The 16,328-nt window shown below is 69.1% G+C and carries 15 protein-coding genes; 8 read left to right on the forward strand and 7 right to left on the reverse strand.

What is annotated here, in order from left to right; all coding sequences use genetic code 11:
* Nucleotides 1-6 precede the first annotated feature (6 nt).
* From BO64_RS00690 to flgK, 4 genes are all read right to left on the reverse strand, one after another.
* Nucleotides 7-1,197, reverse strand: a complete 1,191-nt coding sequence (locus BO64_RS00690; RefSeq protein ID WP_496401346.1) for an acetyl-CoA C-acyltransferase — start codon at nt 1,195-1,197, stop codon at nt 7-9.
* A 106-nt stretch (nt 1,198-1,303) separates the two neighbouring features.
* Nucleotides 1,304-2,497 carry a tRNA 2-thiouridine(34) synthase MnmA gene (gene mnmA / locus BO64_RS00695; RefSeq protein ID WP_496401347.1) on the reverse strand — a complete coding sequence of 398 codons (1,194 nt, stop codon included), beginning with the start codon at nt 2,495-2,497 and terminating at the stop codon, nt 1,304-1,306.
* A 55-nt stretch (nt 2,498-2,552) separates the two neighbouring features.
* Nucleotides 2,553-3,482, reverse strand: coding sequence for a flagellin (locus BO64_RS00700; protein ID WP_496401348.1), 930 nt, complete (start codon nt 3,480-3,482; stop codon nt 2,553-2,555).
* Nucleotides 3,483-3,495: 13 nt separating this feature from the next.
* On the reverse strand, nt 3,496-5,595 hold the full coding sequence (gene flgK / locus BO64_RS00705; protein ID WP_496401349.1) for a flagellar hook-associated protein FlgK: 2,100 nt from the start codon (nt 5,593-5,595) through the stop codon (nt 3,496-3,498).
* Nucleotides 5,596-5,972: 377 nt separating this feature from the next.
* Here flgK and BO64_RS00710 point away from each other — a divergent pair, with 377 nt between their 5' ends.
* The 5 genes from BO64_RS00710 to BO64_RS00730 all read left to right on the forward strand — a co-directional run bounded on the left by BO64_RS00710 (nt 5,973) and on the right by BO64_RS00730 (nt 10,677).
* Complete coding sequence (locus BO64_RS00710) at nt 5,973-7,490, forward strand: flagellar hook-length control protein FliK (protein WP_496401350.1); 1,518 nt, start codon at nt 5,973-5,975, stop codon at nt 7,488-7,490.
* Nucleotide 7,491: 1 nt separating this feature from the next.
* Nucleotides 7,492-8,169, forward strand: coding sequence for a flagellar hook assembly protein FlgD (locus tag BO64_RS00715; RefSeq protein WP_496401351.1), 678 nt, complete (start codon nt 7,492-7,494; stop codon nt 8,167-8,169).
* Nucleotides 8,170-8,265: 96 nt separating this feature from the next.
* Nucleotides 8,266-9,654, forward strand: coding sequence for a flagellar hook protein FlgE (locus tag BO64_RS00720; protein WP_496401352.1), 1,389 nt, complete (start codon nt 8,266-8,268; stop codon nt 9,652-9,654).
* Between the two features lie 167 nt (nt 9,655-9,821).
* Nucleotides 9,822-10,112: a CtrA inhibitor SciP gene (gene sciP, locus BO64_RS00725; RefSeq protein WP_496401353.1), complete on the forward strand. Its 291-nt coding sequence runs from the start codon at nt 9,822-9,824 to the stop codon at nt 10,110-10,112.
* A gap of 151 nt (nt 10,113-10,263) precedes the next feature.
* Complete coding sequence (locus BO64_RS00730) at nt 10,264-10,677, forward strand: four-helix bundle copper-binding protein (RefSeq protein WP_496401354.1); 414 nt, start codon at nt 10,264-10,266, stop codon at nt 10,675-10,677.
* A gap of 44 nt (nt 10,678-10,721) precedes the next feature.
* Here the strand turns inward: BO64_RS00730 and BO64_RS00735 are convergent, their stop codons facing one another.
* On the reverse strand, nt 10,722-11,078 hold the full coding sequence (locus BO64_RS00735) for a RusA family crossover junction endodeoxyribonuclease (protein WP_496401355.1): 357 nt from the start codon (nt 11,076-11,078) through the stop codon (nt 10,722-10,724).
* Nucleotides 11,079-11,160: 82 nt separating this feature from the next.
* On the opposite strand from BO64_RS00735, the gene fumC reads away from it, so the two are divergent.
* Nucleotides 11,161-12,552, forward strand: coding sequence for a class II fumarate hydratase (gene fumC, locus BO64_RS00740; protein ID WP_496401356.1), 1,392 nt, complete (start codon nt 11,161-11,163; stop codon nt 12,550-12,552).
* Between the two features lie 4 nt (nt 12,553-12,556).
* A complete protein-coding gene (locus tag BO64_RS00745; protein WP_496401357.1) occupies nt 12,557-13,255 on the forward strand; it encodes a VIT1/CCC1 transporter family protein in 699 nt (232 codons plus the stop codon).
* A gap of 7 nt (nt 13,256-13,262) precedes the next feature.
* Here BO64_RS00745 and BO64_RS00750 read toward each other — a convergent pair whose 3' ends face one another.
* Together BO64_RS00750 and BO64_RS00755 are read right to left on the reverse strand one after the other, a co-directional pair.
* Nucleotides 13,263-14,195 (reverse strand): iron-containing redox enzyme family protein, encoded by a 933-nt coding sequence (locus tag BO64_RS00750; RefSeq protein ID WP_496401358.1) that lies wholly within the window; start codon nt 14,193-14,195, stop codon nt 13,263-13,265.
* A gap of 99 nt (nt 14,196-14,294) precedes the next feature.
* Nucleotides 14,295-15,302 (reverse strand): polyprenyl synthetase family protein, encoded by a 1,008-nt coding sequence (locus tag BO64_RS00755; RefSeq protein WP_496401359.1) that lies wholly within the window; start codon nt 15,300-15,302, stop codon nt 14,295-14,297.
* Nucleotides 15,303-15,439: 137 nt separating this feature from the next.
* Between BO64_RS00755 and BO64_RS00760 the strand changes: the two genes are divergently transcribed.
* Nucleotides 15,440-16,192, forward strand: a complete 753-nt coding sequence (locus BO64_RS00760) for a tRNA1(Val) (adenine(37)-N6)-methyltransferase (RefSeq protein ID WP_496401360.1) — start codon at nt 15,440-15,442, stop codon at nt 16,190-16,192.
* Nucleotides 16,193-16,328 lie beyond the last annotated feature (136 nt).

Genomic DNA, 16,328 nt, shown 5'->3' on the forward strand with positions numbered 1-16,328 from the left:
GCGGGGTTAGGCGAGCTCCACAGCCATGGCGACCGCCTCGCCACCGCCGATGCAAAGGCTGGCGAGCCCTTTCTTCTTGCCGCGGGCCTCGAGCGCGCTGAGCAAGGTGGCCAGGATGCGGGCGCCCGACGCGCCGATGGGGTGGCCGAGGGCGCAGGCGCCGCCGTTCACATTGAGCTTCTCACGCGGAATGGCGAGTTCGCGCTCGGCGATCATGGCCACCACCGCGAACGCCTCGTTGACCTCGAAGAGGTCCACATCCTCCACACTCCAGCCGGCGCGGTTCAGCGCCTTGCGCATGGCCGGCGCCGGCGCGGTGGTGAAGAGGCCCGGCTCGTGGGCGTGCGCGCCATGGCCGGCCACCCGGGCGACGACGGCGAGGCCGAGACGCTTGGCCACGCTCTCGCGGGTCATGACCAGGGCCGCAGCGCCGTCGGAGATGGACGAGGCGTTGGCGGCGGTGATGGCTCCGTCCTTGGCGAAGGCCGGCTTGAGGGTCGGAATCTTGGCCGGATCGGCCTTGAGGGGCTGCTCGTCGGTGTCGATCACCACCGCCCCTTTTCGGCCGACAACCTCCACCGGGACGATCTCGCGGGCGAAGGCGCCCGACTCCACGGCGGCCTTGGCCTTGGTCAGCGAGCCAATGGCGTACTCATCCATCGCCTCGCGCGTGAACTGGTACTGGCGGGCGGTCTGCTCGGCGAAGGAACCCATCAGGCGGCCGGGCTCATAGGCGTCTTCAAGACCGTCCAGGTACATGTGGTCGTAGATGGCGTCGTGGCCGATGCGGGCGCCGCCCCGGTGCTTGGTCATCAGGTAGGGCGCGCCGGTCATGCTCTCCATGCCGCCGGCAACGATCACGTCGGCGGCGCCGGCGGCCAGGGTGTCGTGCGCCAGGATGGCGGCCTGCATCCCCGAGCCGCACATCTTGTTGACCGTGGTGGCCTCCACCGACTTCGGCAGGCCCGCGCCCAGGGCCGCCTGCCGGGCGGGGGCCTGGCCCAGGCCTGCGGGAAGCACGCAGCCCATCAGGATCTGCTCGACGGCGTCCGGAGCGGCCTTGGCCCGTTCGACCGCAGCCCTCACCGCCGCAGCGCCGAGTTCGGTGGCCTTGACGCCCGAGAGAGCGCCCTGAAAGCCGCCCATGGGCGTGCGGGCGTAGGAGGCGATGACGACGGGATCGGAAGTCTGGGTCATGACCTCAGATATAATTCACCGGTCGGTGAGACATAAGGTGACCCAGGGGCAAGTCCCGGGACCGCCGCCTGCTACGCAAGGGTAGGATCGAGACCCTTCCGAGCGGTCAGGCCGCGCGAACCGTGGCGGCGATGAAGCCGCCGCCGAGGACGCGGGTCGCCGCCTCGGGGGCGTAGAGCACGCAAGCCTGGCCGGGGGCCACGCCTTCTTCCGGGGCGTCGAAGACCACGCCGGGCGCGCCGTCCACCAGGGCCAGCCGGCCGGCGGCGGGCTCGCGGGTCGAGCGAACCCTGGCCAGCACCGGACGGCCGGCCTCGCAGGCGGCCTCCAGCGAAGCCTCATCGCCCAGCCAGTTGGTTTCCTTGAGCGTGAGCGCCCGGGTCAGCAGCGCCTCGCGCGGGCCGACGATCACGCGCCGCGCATCGGCGTCGATCTTCACCACGAACAACGGATCGCCCACGGCCACGTTGAGCCCCCGGCGCTGGCCGATGGTGTAGCGGGTGACGCCCTCGTGACGCCCAAGAACCCGGCCGTCGAGGTGGACGATCTCCCCGGGTTCGGCGCCCTGCGGCCGGAGCTTGTCGATGAGGGTGGTGTAGCGCCCCTCGGGGACGAAGCAGATGTCCTGGCTGTCCGGCTTGTCGGCGACGGCCAGGCCGAGCTCTGCGGCGGCGGCCCGGACCATCGGCTTGGGCATGTCGCCGAGGGGGAAGCGCAGGTAGGCCAGCTGCTCGGCCGTGGTGGCGAACAGGAAGTAGGACTGGTCGCGCGCCGGGTCGAAGGCCCGATGCAGCTCAGGCCCGTGCGCGCCCTCTTCCCGCCGGACGTAGTGACCCGTGGCCATGGCCTCGGCGCCCAGGTCCTTCGCCACCTCCAGCAGGTCGCGGAACTTCACAGTCTGGTTGCAGCGGATGCAGGGGATCGGCGTCTCGCCGCGCAGATAGGCGTCCGCGAAGTCGTCGATGACCTGCTGCCTGAAGCGGCTCTCGTAGTCGAGGACGTAGTGCGGAATCCCGAGGGACTGGGCCGCCGTGCGGGCGTCGTGGATGTCCTGGCCCGCGCAGCAGGCGCCCTTCTTCTGGATCGCCGCCCCGTGGTCGTAGAGCTGCAGCGTCACGCCCACCACGTCATAGCCGGCCCGCGACAGCAGGGCGGCCGTGACGGTGGAATCCACCCCGCCCGACATGGCCGCGACGATCCGCGTCCCCGCCGGCAGGCGCACGGCCGCGCGCGCGGCCTCGACGAGACCGTCGGACAGACGCTCGGCGGTGATGGCGACAGGGACACGGCAGACGCTCATGGCCGCCTATGTAGCGGCTGGGCCGCGGCTTTTCGAGGCCGCGCGCCGTTTCGCCCTAGCGCAGAACGTTGAGCAGCGAGCTTTCCTGCAGGGTGGTGAAGACATGGGCGGCGGCCTGGACCGCGAGCTGGGCCTGCTCGAGCTGGGCCACGGCCTCGGCCATGTCGGCGTCGGTGATGTCGCCGATCAAGCCCTGGAGCTGGTTATAGCGGGTCTTCAGGTCGTCGCGGACGCTCTCCACCCGCTTCTGCACGAGACCGTTACGGGCCGTCGCATTGGTGAGGTCCTCCCGGACAGAATCCCAGGTGGCCAGTTGCCCCTCGAGGAAGGTGCGCTGCGCATCGGTCATCGCACCGGTGAAGGGACCGTCCGGGCCTTCCTGGAAGGCCTGGATCGCCTGGAAGGCGGCCATCAGGTCCTCGCCGAGGACATTGGCCAGCAGGCCGACCTGAACGGTGGTGGCCTCGTCCACCTTGGCGGTGGCCTCGTAGTGGTCGTTCTGGAACCAGGCGGAGATCGGCGGTCCCGAGGTGAGGTCGGCCATGCTGGTGGCGGTGAGAGGCCGGGTGTCCACCTGACCGCCCGCGAACACGTACTTGCCGCCATAGCGGGTGTTCAGGCCCTCGATGGCGTTGCGGAACTGGGCCTGAAGATCCTCCATCAGAGTGTCCACCCGGCCCGACGCCAGGGCGTCGGCGATGGCTTGGCGGGCCCCCAGGGCGGCCTCGGTCACCTGGTTGAGGGCGGTGTCCTGGGTGGCCAGCCGCTCGAAGATGAAGGTGTTCTGGTCCTGGTAGACCTCGATCCGCGTCTTGAGGGAGCGCATGGCCGTGAGCATCTCGGCGTCGCGCGCATAGTCCTTGAGATCGGAACCGTTCTTCTGGGTCGCCACCTTGGTCCCGGCGGCCATCTGGCTCTGCTGGGCGGCCAGGAGGTTGGCCAGGACAGCGGAATAGTTTCCGGGGGTCGAGACGCGGGTCACCATCTGCCTATCCTCCTCACACCAGGGCCAGAAGCACGTCGTACAGGTCCTTGGCCGCCTGGATCATGCGGGCCGAGGCGCTGAACGCCTGCTGGTAGGTGGTCATGTTGACGAGTTCCTCGTCGAGGTTGACGCCTTCCACCGCCTGACGGCGGGCCGTGGCCTCGGTCAGCACCGCCTGGGCGCTGACCATGCGGGTTTCGGCGGCGGCCGCCTTGCGCCCGATCGAGCCCCCGAACTCGGAGGCGTAGCGCGACACGGTCATGGTCACGTCGCCGAGCGCGCCGGCCGCCTGGAAGGCCGTCGGCACGTCGCCGGCCTGGGACAGGGCCAGGGCCCCGCGTCCGTCGCCGGGACGGATCAGCGGCTGACCTGCAGCGCCGGTGAAGTCCAGCTTGCCGAAGGCGAGCTTCGAGGGATCGTTGTCGAAAGCCTGCGGCACCACAAAGCGGCTGGCGCGGGAGCGACGCTCCAGGGCGCCGAGGCCGAACAGCTGGCTCATGGACGGCCCGTCGCCCCCCCGGGAAGTGCCATCGCTGATCACCGAGAGCTGGGCATTGGACGGCGGCGCGCCGTCGAAGGCGAGGTTGCCCGAAGCGTCCAGGGTGAAGCTGCCGTACAGGCCGACGCCGGTGCTGGTGTTGTTCAGCGCCGCCAGCAGGTCGTTCATGGTCCCGCCGGCCGGCACCGTGACGGTGACATCCCGGATCGGCAGGCCGTCAGGGCTGGAGAGGCGGAACGAGATCTGCTGGCCGGGAGTGAAGCCGTGGGCGTCCGTCCCCTTCAGACCCGTGTCGTAGTTGCTGAAGCCGTTGGTGCGGATCAGGTCGTTGAGACCGAAGAAGTGCGAGAAGGCCCGGCCGGCCTTCTGGGAGGTCCCTTCGTCCACGGCCAGGGTGTTGGTCCCCGCGCCGGTGATCGACATGGTTCCGTTATTGAAGGCGACCGTGGCCGCCCCGCCCAGCTGGGCGTTGAGGGTCGCCTGGAAGGTGGCGGGGGTGAACGCCACCGCCGGGCCGCCGTCGGCGCTCATGGTCCCGGCGGTGAAGTCGATGTCCACCCGGCGGGCGAGCACGCCGTTGGCGTTCATCACCGCGATGGTGGTGGAGCCGGTGAAGCCGCTGATGGCCGTCGGCAGGTCGAGGCCGGTGTTGCGGCCGGTGAGCGACCCCGGCGCCGGATAGGCCACGGATGCGTTGTGGGCGGCGTTGAGCTGATCCACGGCCCGGGTCAGGAACTCGCCCAGCTGATCGGAGAGCTGCGGCAGCTCCACGTCGCGCAGGTCCATCAGGCCGCGCAGGTCGCCGCTGGTGATCTGGATCGGTACGGGCGCAGCGCCGCCCGAGACCTGGGCGGTGATGTAGCCCGGCGTGGAATCGGTGCGGTTGTAGGCGAGCTTGGCCACCATGCCGTCGCCGGCCAGCAGGGCGCCCTCGGTGGACCGGATGGTCACGCCGCCGCCCTCACGCTGCTGCACCCGCACGTTCATCAGCGAGGCCAGTTCGTCGATCAGCTGGCTCTGGATGTTTTCCGATCCCGAGGCGTCGGCGTTGACCAGCTTGGCGCGGCTGATCTCCACATTGAGCTGGTTGATCTGCTGGAGGAGGCTGTTGGCCCGCTCGACGTCGGCGCTGATCTTGGTCTCGATGGTCGCGCCCAGTTCCTCGAGCTGCCCGTTGATGCGGGCGGCCTCGGCCAGGAAGTCCTGAACATTGGAGAGGGCCTGGCTCCGCAGCAGCGACGACGATGGATCGTCGGCGGCTGTGGCGAACGCGCCGTAGATGGCGTCCAGCCGATTGAAGAAGAAGGTGTCGCTCGAGGGGTTGCCGAACAGGCTCTGGGCGTTGTCCAGGTACTGGGAGATGGCGCTCCAGCGTTGCGAGTCCGAGGCCGCCGTGAGGCTGGCCATCTGGAGGTAGTCGTCGGTGATCCGCTTCACGCCGTCGACGCGGACGCCCATGCCGACGCCGTCCACGACCAGGGGCTGCTGGTCGACCGCCTTGCGGACGTACCCCGGCGTATTGACGTTGGCGATGTTGTCCGAAACCGCGCGAAGGGAAGCCTGGGCGGCATTGAGGCCCGAGGCGGCGGTCTTCAAGGTGACGCTTAGCGACATCGCTTAACGCTCCGCCCGGCAAAGGCTCACCCCCGACCCGGCGGATTCTGCCGGGAAGAAAGTGATCGCGCGCGAAGGGCGCCGGGAAAAACCTAACATTTTCAACGGTGGTCCCTTCAGGGGCCGGTGGACTTGCCCATCACAGCGCAAGTCTGGCGCCAGAACCGCATGGGCCTTGGCCGATCGGCAGGGAACGCCCATCACCCCCCTCTTCGCTCGGCAATTTCCGCCGTGGTCGCAGAGCGAAGATCGCCGCCAGTCGACCGCCTTTCGCTGCGAAATCAGCCACTTGCCAGGTTGGCGCGAAGGTTGCTGCGGACCGGTCGAATGGACCCGGCGCAGGACGCGCCGCACCTGCAAGGTTTCGACCGCCCGCAATGACTGCGCCCGCGATCAATCCGCTGATGACTGCGCCCGGCCTGGCCTCCGGCGGCGGCGGAACCGGCATGGCTGGCGCCCCGACGGGCGCCCTGGCCGGCTTCGAGGCTCTGCTGGCCGCCCTGTTCGGCGACACCGACATCGCGGGCGTGCCCGTGGGCGGAACGGACGGAGCTCCGGCCGCCACGCCTGTCTTCCACAGCGCCGCTCCGGTCGCAGCTCCGCTCCGCGCGCAGATCGAACCCGGCGACCTCCCGGGCAGAGAAACCGGCGAGGTCGCGCGCGAAGACGTGACCTCGAATGGATCGGACGCCCACGTCGTCGATCCCCTGCTGCTGGCCTTCGTCCTGCCCCAGACGGCCGTCCAGACGGTGACGCCTGCGCCGAGCGGGAGCGGCGCAGAGGCCGTTGCGGCCGACGCCGGCGTCCAGGTCGCCGCGCCTCCAATTCGCCCGTCGATGGCGCCCCCTATGGGCGAGACGGGCGAAGCCCCAGCGCCAGCCGCGGCCGAGCCGCTCAGCGTCAAGCCGCTCGGCGCTGAGTTCATCGCGCCCCCGCGGGCGCCCGCTCCAGCTCAGGCAGACGCGCCCGCAGCCGCCAAGCCGCCGCAGATGCCGGCGCCCGCAAGCCTGGACCCCACTGAACCGGCCCAGGCCCCCTCGGCGGTCCAGCCGGCCGCCAACGCCTCGACCGTCGATCCGGCCGTATCGCCGCCGCCCCTTTCGCCCCTGACCGCCTCCACCGCTCGCGAAGAGATCAGCCGCGCCGCCGACGCGCCGCCGACCCCGCCTTCCCGCAAGGAGAAGAAGTCGGCCGGTGGTGTGGAGACCCTCGGCGGAGACGAGGCAGAGGCCGCCCCTGCCGCCCAGACCGCCAGGGCGCCCGCGCCTGCGCCCCCCACGGGCGCTGCGGGCGGCAAGGCCGCCGCCTCGGCCCAGGCGCCCAAGGTGACCCCGGTCGAGCCCGAGGCGCGGCGGATGGACAGCCCCGACACCCTGGAGCTGCGCTCCGAACCCGCTGAAACCCGTGCAGCCCAGGGCGCAGCGCCCACCGGCGCGCCTGTGGGGCACGCCGTGCGGGGCGCTCCGGAGACCGTGGCCAGCCTGGCGGCTCACATCCTCAAGAAGCTGGACGCCCGTTCGACCCGTTTCGACGTGGAACTGGACCCGGCCGGCCTCGGCAAGGTCGATGTGCGGGTCGAGATCAACGCCCAGGGCCGGGTGGCCGCCGCCCTGGCCTTCGACAACCCGCAGGCGGCCGCCGAACTCAAGGCCCGATCGGGCGAACTTCAGCGGGCGCTCGAACAGGCTGGCTTCGACCTGTCGGGCGGCCTTTCCTTCGACGTGGCGGGCGAGCGAGGCCAGGCCCGGCAGGACTGGAGCGAAAGCCAGGGACATCCCCGCGGCCGGGCCTTCCAGCAGGCCCTGGATACGGCGAGCGAGGCCGACCTGGCCGCAACCTCGGGGGAGCTTCGGCTGCGCCGGGGCGTGATCGGCGGCGTGGACGTGAGGATCTAGGATGGTCAATGCCGTTTCCGGCTACGGACAGGACCCCAGCAGCATCGGCCGCACCCGGCTGGCCGAGAGCTTCGACACGTTCCTGTCGCTGCTCACCGTGCAGCTGAAGAACCAGGATCCGTTGTCGCCGATGGATTCCACCCAGTTCACCCAGCAGATCGTGCAGATGACGGGCGTGGAGCAGCAGCTCCTCACCAACGACCTGCTGAAGACCCTGGTGGTCAACACCAGCAACGGCGTCTCCACCGCGGTCAGCCTGATCGGCAAGGAGGTCCGGGCGATCACCACGGACGCCAAGCTGCAGAACGACAAGGCAGAGTGGATCTACACCCTGCCCCGCGACGCCCACGATGTTCGTCTCGATGTCATCGACATCCGGACCGGCCAGGCCGTGAAGAGCCTGCCGGCGCCGGAGAACGGCCTCAAGGCCGGCGATCACAAGGTGACCTGGGACGGCAAGGACGCCAACGGCGTGAAGATGCCCGAGGGCCTCTACAGCCTGCGTGTCCGGGCCACCGACAGCAGCTTCGCCACGGTTCCCGCCACGGTCGCGATCGAAGGGGTCGTGAGCGGGGTCGAACAGTCCAACGGCGAGACCCTCATCACCGTGAACGGGTCTCAGGTCCTCTGGAACTACATCACCACCATCAAACAGGCCCCGCCCGCAGGCGAGGCCTGAGAACAACAACCCGGACGGCAAAACGTCGTCTCCACCGGCGGCTGAAGGACGCCCCCCGCAGGACGCGGGCCTCAAGGAGAAGAACGGAAGTCAGCCATGAGCATCAATTCGGCCATGCTCGCAGGCGTCTCGGGGTTGGTGGCCAACTCCTCGGCGCTCGCGGCCATCTCGGACAACATCGCGAACGTCAACACGGTCGCCTACAAGCGCAACCAGGTGAACTTCGCCAATGTGGTCACGGCCCAGGCCGTGCAGGGCAAGTACTCCGCCGGCGGGGTGCAGAGCGTCACCCGCCAGTTCGTCAGCCAGCAGGGCCTGATCCAGGCCTCGGGCTCGACCACCGACCTCGCCATCTCGGGCGACGGCTTCTTCGTGGTGGCCAACAAGGGTGCGGGCCTCACCCCCGCCGACGCCCGCAGCTTCACCCGGTCGGGTTCGTTCGGCGTGGATAGCGAAGGCTACCTGGTGAACGACGCCAACCTGTACCTGCAGGGCTGGCCGATCCAGGCGGACGGCACCTTCCCGGTCAATCCTTCCGACCTCACCAAGATGACGTCGATCAACGTCAAGAACCTGGGCTCGGCGGTGGCGCCCACCACCCGCCTGGGCGTCAGCGCCAACCTGAACAAGGAAGGCACGGTGTCGGCCCAGGAGGCGACCTATGCGCCCTCGGCGACCGCCTCCATGGCCGCCTATGCCGCCGGCGTGGCCACGGGCACCAAGCCTGACTTCGTCATCGAGATGAACGTGGTCGACTCCGCGGGCGGCTCGCGGAAGATCGCCATGTCGTTCCTGAAGAGCGACACGCCGGCCAACACCTGGCACGCGGAGATCTACGCCGTGCCGGCCAGCGACATCGACGGTGGCGGCGCCAACGGCCTGATCAGCAGCGGCGTGGTGACCTTCAACGCCGACGGCACGATCGACATGCCCAACACCACCCTCTTCGGCACGCCGACGCCGAGCGAACCGATGCTGTCGATCGGCGCCTCGGACGCGGCCACGGGTCTGCGCTGGGCCGGCGGCCTGGGCCTCGGCGCCCAGGATGTGGCGCTCGACCTCAGCAAGATCACCCAGTACGCGAGCACCTCCACCGTCAATTCGATCCTGTCGGACGGCGCGGGCGTGGGCAACGTGATCGCCATCGAGGTGGACGAGCAGGGGATCGTCTCGGCGATCTATGACAACAGCCAGATCCGCAAGATCGCCAAGATCGGCATCGCCACTTTCCCGAACGCCAACGCCCTGCAGGCGGTCAGCGGCAACGCCTACCGGCCGACGATCCAGGCGGGCGAAATGGTGATCAAGGAGCCCGGCGTCGGCGGAGCCGGGGCGATCTCGCCGTCCAGTCTCGAGGCCTCCACGGTGGACCTGTCGTCCGAGTTCACCGGCCTGATCGCCACTCAGAAGGCCTATTCGGCGTCGTCCAAGATCATCACGACCGCGGATCAGATGCTCGAGGAGCTCATCAACATCAAGCGGTAGAACTTTGCGTTAGCTTAGCTTAACCGCCGCCAACCTTTGAAAGAGTAACAAAGCGTACACGGGGGCCTTTGTGATTAGGCGTTTCTTTACTTTAGCGATTCAGCGGCCGGTAACGGGCGCTGGCTATGGTTCCCATCAACAGTGATGGTGGGAAGGCTAGAATAGCCATGTTGCAACAGACGCAGCAGCTGCGCACAAACAGCCGCGGCGAGGCGTATGTCATCGGCCCGACCGGTGCGCCTCTGACGATCAAGGACCTGCCCCCGGCCAACACCGGGCGGTGGGTGATCCGGCGCAAGGCCGAGGTGGTGGCCGCGGTTCGCGGCGGCCTGATCTCCCTTGAGGACGCCCTTGAGCGCTACTCGCTGACCAGTGACGAGTTTCAGTCCTGGCAGCGCTCGATCGACCGCCATGGGATGGCCGGCCTGCGGACCACCCGCCTGCAACAGTATCGCTGAACCGAACCCTCCCCTGGACAAGGTTGGCGAAACGCCGGCCGCGCCTCCCTTCCGAGGCGCGGCCGTTTTCTTTCGGCCTCACGCCCAGATGATGGGAACAGCGCCGCGACAGCCGGGTTGGACCTTCTGTTCACCCGAGCTGGAGGCGCCCATGCACGCCCAAGAGATGATCTCCGCGCACCCGCAGGTCCGGGGAGACGCAAACGAAGCGCTGACCCGCTGCATTGAGACGTGCCTTGATTGCGCCCAGGTCTGCACCAGCTGCGCCGACGCCTGTCTGGGCGAGGAGATGGTCGCGGACCTGCGCCAATGTATCCGCACCGACCTGGACTGCGCGGACGTCTGCGCGCTCACCGCCACCCTTGCGTCTCGCCGGACCGGATCCAACGATGGCCTGCTGCTGACGATCCTGCAGGCTTGCGAGGAAACTTGCCGTCTCTGCGCGGAGGAATGCGGCCGTCACGCGGACATGCATGCCCACTGCCGGATCTGCGCCGAGACCTGCCGTCGCTGCGCCGCGGTCTGCCGTGAGGCGGGGGCGACCATGGAGCCCAGGCAGCACTAGCCCGCCCCAACCCGACCGACCCGCTGAGCTCAGCTCCGATCCGCTCAGCTCAGGCGGCGGACAAGAATGGTGATGCGTTCTCGATCACCAGGGCGGCGTTCGACCAGGAGCCGGGCCACTTGGGCGTCATCGTGGAAGGTGTAGCCCTTGATGGCGTCGAGCAGGGCCTTGGCGAGGTTGTCCAGATCGAGCCAGGGCGGTTCGCCCACATATTCCATGCCGATCTCGACCGAGAACTCGCCCCAGGCTGGCCGCGACCCGCGCCAGGCCTTGCGGAAGAACTCGTAGATCAGGGGTTTGTAGTACTTGGCCTGGGTGGTCAGGCCGTCGACCGTGACCTCCAGCACGCCCTCCGCCTCGCGGGCGCGCACCTTGCCGTGCTGGGTCCAGACGTCGCTCATTTGCCTCAACTAACGCTCCGGCGCCTTGCAGTCTCGCGCCGTCTCGCTAAACCGGCGGCCAGTTTCCATTGGAGATCCTGCCGTGAGCGCCACCCGCACCGAGACCGACACCTTCGGCCCGATCGAAGTCCCGGCCGACCGGTACTGGGGCGCGCAGACTCAGCGCAGCCTCGGCAACTTCAAGATCGGCTGGGAAAAGCAGCCCAAGCCGGTGATCCGCGCCCTTGGCATCGTCAAGCGCGCCGCCGCCGAGGCCAATATGGAGCTCGGCAAGCTCGACCCCGAGATCGGCAAGTTCATCGTCGCGGCCGCCCAGGAGGTGATCGACGGCAAGCTCGACGACCACTTCCCGCTGGTGGTGTGGCAGACCGGGTCCGGCACCCAGTCGAACATGAACGCCAATGAGGTGATCTCGAACCGGGCCATCGAGATGATGGGCGGGCAGATGGGCTCCAAGAAGCCCGTCCACCCGAACGACCACGTCAACATGAGCCAGTCCTCGAACGACACCTATCCGACGGCCATGCACATCGCCGCGGCCGAGGAAGTGGCCCGTTCGGTGATGCCGGCGCTGGAGCATCTGCACGCGGCCCTCAAGGCCAAGTCCGAAGAATTCGCCCACATCATCAAGATCGGGCGCACCCACACCCAGGACGCCACGCCCCTGACCCTGGGCCAGGAGTTCGGCGGCTATTCGCATCAGGTGGCCATGAGCGTGCGCCGGGTGAAGGAAACCCTCTACGGCCTCTACGAACTCGCCCAGGGCGGCACCGCCGTGGGCACCGGCCTGAACGCCCCCGTGGGCTTCGCCGAGCTGGTGGCCGAAAAGATCGCGAACATCACCCAGCTGCCGTTCGTCACCGCGCCGAACAAGTTCGAGGCCCTGGCCGCTCACGACGCCATGGTGTTCAGCCACGGGGCCCTGACCGCCGCGGCCGGCGCGCTCTTCAAGATCGCCAATGACCTGCGCTTCCTGGGCTCGGGCCCGCGGGCGGGGCTTGGCGAGCTGGCCCTGCCGGAGAACGAGCCTGGCTCCTCCATCATGCCGGGCAAGGTGAACCCGACCCAGGCCGAGGCCCTGACCATGGTCTGCGCCCACATCATGGGCAACCAGACGGCCATGGCCTTCGCCGGCAGCCAGGGGCACTTCGAGCTGAACGTCTACAACCCGGTGATGGCCTACAACTTCCTGCAGTCGTGCCGCCTGCTGGCCGACGCGGCGATCAGCTTCACCGACAACATGGTGGTGGGCACCAAAGCCCGCGAGGACAACATCAAGGCCAACCTCGAGCGGTCGCTGATGCTGGTGACGGCCCTCAACGGCAAGCTCGGCTACGACACCTGCGCCAAGATCGCCAAGGCGGCGCATAAGAACGGCACCACCCTGCGCGAGGAGGCTGTCGGCGGCGGCTACCTGACGAACGAAGAGTTCGACGAGTGGGTGCGTCCGGAAAAGATGATCAGCCCCGGTTGATCGGTTGGCGACCGCCCGGCATCTCGAACGCCACCAGATCGCCCGCGTCGGCTGGCTGCGGGCGGCGGTGCTTGGCGCCAACGACGGCATCGTCTCCACGGCGAGCCTGATCGTTGGCGTCGCCGCGGCGGCGCAGGGTCGGGGAGAGATTCTGGTCGCCGGGCTCGCGGCCCTGGTGGCGGGGGCCATGTCCATGGCGGCCGGCGAATATGTGTCGGTCAGCTCGCAATCTGACACCGAGCGAGCCGACATTGCGCGGGAGACGCAGGAGCTCGCCACCCAGCCCGATTTCGAGCATGAGGAGCTGGCCCAGATCTACGTTCAGCGCGGCCTGACGCCCGAGCTCGCCCGGCAGGTGGCGGATCAGCTCATGGCCAAGGACGCCCTGACCGCCCATGCCCGGGACGAGCTGGGGCTGTCCGACCTCACCGCGGCGCGGCCGCTACAGGCGGCGCTGACCTCCGCACTGACGTTCTCCGCCGGCGCCGCCGTGCCTCTGCTCGCAGCGCTCCTGACGACCGGGCCTTCGCTTGCGCCGGCGACGGCGGGGGTCTCGATCCTGGCGCTTGCGACCCTGGGCGCGGTTGGCGCCAAGGCCGGCGGCGCGCCCATGCTGAAGGCCGTGGCGCGGGTCACGTTCTGGGGGGCGGCGGCCATGGGCGTCACCGCCGCCGTGGGGACGCTGTTCGGCGTCGCCGCCTGATCTGGCCCTATTCCGCCGCGTAGACCACCGGATGATGGTGGGCCCAGAGATGGGCGCGGTAGCTCTCGAAACACTGTTCCCCAAGGATCAGGCGCATGATCGCCCCCTCCGCGATGTGGCGCGCGCAGGCCGGGTTCTCGCTGACCAGCGGAATCAGCGCCTCGGCGTTCCAGGCCCTGGAGTGCTCGATGTCGAGCTGGGCGTGGAGCTGGAAATATTTCCGCCCCGCCGGCGAAATGCCCAGCCGTTTCAGCCCCTCGGACACCAGGGCCACGCGGGTGGGCGCGGTCAGCTCCACCGCTCCAAGAGCGCCGATCGACTGGTAAACATAACGCCGGGTGGTGGCCAGGGCGGTCATGGTGTTGGCCAGAGCCAGAGACTGCCAGCAGGTGCCCTCGATGGTCGGGGTCAGCTCCAGCAGTTCTATGGTGCGGTCGAGCATGGGGCCGTGCATGCCCCCTTCCGAACCACGCCCCATCTCGTCCCAGTAGTTTCGGGCCAGCTCCAGCTTGGGCCGGGCGGGCAACTTCACCTGGGTGTAGGCCACGAGGTCGTCGAAGCCGGCCTCTCCGGCCGCCTCCTGGGTCAGGAACCAGCGCATCTGGTCGAGGCTCGCCTCGGTGGCGAGCCAGTCGAACAACGGGTCGTACTGCCCAGGACCGCTCTCCTTCAGCCCCTCGAACCAGGCGATGAAGCCGTCGGCGTCCTCGGGAACGTCGTTGACCAGATCCGTCACATGGGCGCGGAACGCCTCGATGAAGGCGCCCTCCAGACGCAGCATCCGGGTGTCGCGACTAAGCTCGGCCAGCCAGCCGGAATCGGGCGTCCGCGGGGCCAGCCGCTCGCGGTTCCAGCGGGCGAGGCCCAGGTGCAGGGCTTCGGCGTCGGGGAATTCAGGGTTGAACGCACCCAGTCGCGACAGCCTCGTTCCAGGAAACATATACAACCTCCGTCTGGACCGCAGGGAGCGCGCAGACGGCAGGCTGGTTCCAGTGTCAGCGAGCCGACACTGGTCAAGATCTGGTCAGAAGGCGGTCGCTCAGGCCCTCCGGCGGACCGCGAAGTCGGCCAGTTCCTCTAGGGCCGGACGCCAGCTGCTGGACGGAAAGTCCGCCAGGGCGGCCTTGGCCGTGTCGGCATAGCGGCCGGCCAGGGCCAGGGTGTCGTCGAGCGCCCGGGTCTCAGCCATGAGGGCTCGGGCGCGTTCGAAGTCGCCTTCGACCTGCTCGCGGCGATCCACGGTGCGGACCCAGAAGTCGCGCTCGGCCGCGCCCGTGCGGGCCATGGCGTAGAGCAGCGGCAGGGTGACCTTGCCCTCCCGAAAGTCGTCGCCGGCGTTCTTGCCCAGGGTGCCGGCGTCCCCGGAGTAGTCGAGGGCGTCGTCGACGAGCTGAAACGCCAGGCCCAGGTCGCGGCCGAACTGGCGCAGGGCCCGGCAGCGTTCTGGCTCAGCCCCGGCCGAAATCGCCCCGGCCTCGGCGGCGGCGGCAAACAGCTCGGCGGTCTTGGCGCCGATGATCTCGATATAGACCTCCTGAGTGAGGTCGAGGTCGTGGCTGCGGGTGAGCTGCAGCACCTCTCCCTCGGAGATCACGCGCGACGCGCGGGCCAGCACCTCAAGAGCCGGCATGGATCCGGCCGAGACCATCAGCTCGAAGGCCCGGGCGAAGAGGAAGTCGCCCACCAGCACGCTGGACGGCGCGCCCCAGATCAGGTGGGCCGCCACCCGCCCGCGCCGCAGCTCCGAGGAATCCACAACATCGTCGTGCAGCAGGGTGGCCGTGTGGATGAACTCGACGGCGGCGGCCAGCTTCAGGCATGCGTCGTTCCGCGCCCCAGCAAGGCGGGCGGCGCCCACCGTCAGCAGCGGCCGCAGACGCTTGGCCGAGCCCGCGATCAGGTGATCGGCCAGGGCCGGAATCACCGGCACCGGGCTGTCCATGTGCGCCCGGATCAGGGCGTCGACGGACGCCATGTCCGGCCCGGCCAGTTCCAGCAGCGCAGCGATGGAGGGGGCGGGACGAGCGATGGCCTGAGCGGCTTCCAAGACGACGACTTCCTTAACCACACAGTGGGCGGCCGCCCCCCCGAGCCGGTCGCCGTTTGCCGGGACAATGGTGACACGCTAGGTCACGGTCAAGCGACCCACACACGCGCTCGCTAGCCTTCTATCAAGGGCCTCGCATGGAAGCCACCGGGGACGCCACCACCGAGGACCGGCTGCTGGGCGGCCGGGTGCGCCTGCTGCAACCCCAGCGGGGTTATCGGGCGGGGCTGGACGCGGCCCTGCTGGCCGCGGCGTGCGACGCGAGAGCCGGCGAGCGGGTCATCGAGGCCGGTTGCGGCGCGGGCGGCGCGCTTCTGGCGGCGGCTGTTCGCAAGCCGGAGACGCGCTTCACCGGGGTCGAGCGCGACCCGGCCGCCCGGGCCCTGGCTGAGCGGAACGTGGCGCTGAACGGCCTGGCGGACAGGGTCGAGGTTCGGGCGGGCGACGTGAACGTTCCCTTCGCCAAGCTGGGCCTCTCTCCTTTCGACGCGGTGATCGCCAATCCGCCCTTTTTCGACGATCCGACCGCCCTGCGCGCGCCGGCCCCCGAGAAGACCAACGCCTGGATGGCCGAGGGCGGCCTCGCCGCCTGGACGCCGTTCCTCACCAAGGCGGTTCGCGAGGGCGGAACCATCACCGTGATCCACCGGGCCGACCGGCTCGCCGACCTCCTGGACCTGCTGAGCGTCAAGGCCGGGTCGTTCCAGATCCGCCCCATCCATCCCTTCGCCGACGAGCCTGCGAAGCGTGTCCTGGTGCGCGCCATCAAGACCGGTCGGGCGCCCTTGAAGCTCCTGCCCGCCCTGGTCCTCCACGAGCGGGGCGGGGCCAAACACACCCCCGAAGCTGAAGCGATCCTCCGAGGTGAAGCGGCCCTGATTTGGGGCTAGGCGACAGCGCTTGGCCGGGGACCGCCAAGGCATTTGTTCTTGTTTTGTTCTTGCTTTTTGGGGAGTGCTGCGCATAGGATGCCGAGGCTGGGACGATCGCGCCCGGCGTGTGCCGCGTACCCGAGGATCAACATCA

It is taken from the genome of Phenylobacterium composti DSM 19425 (assembly GCF_059568645.1).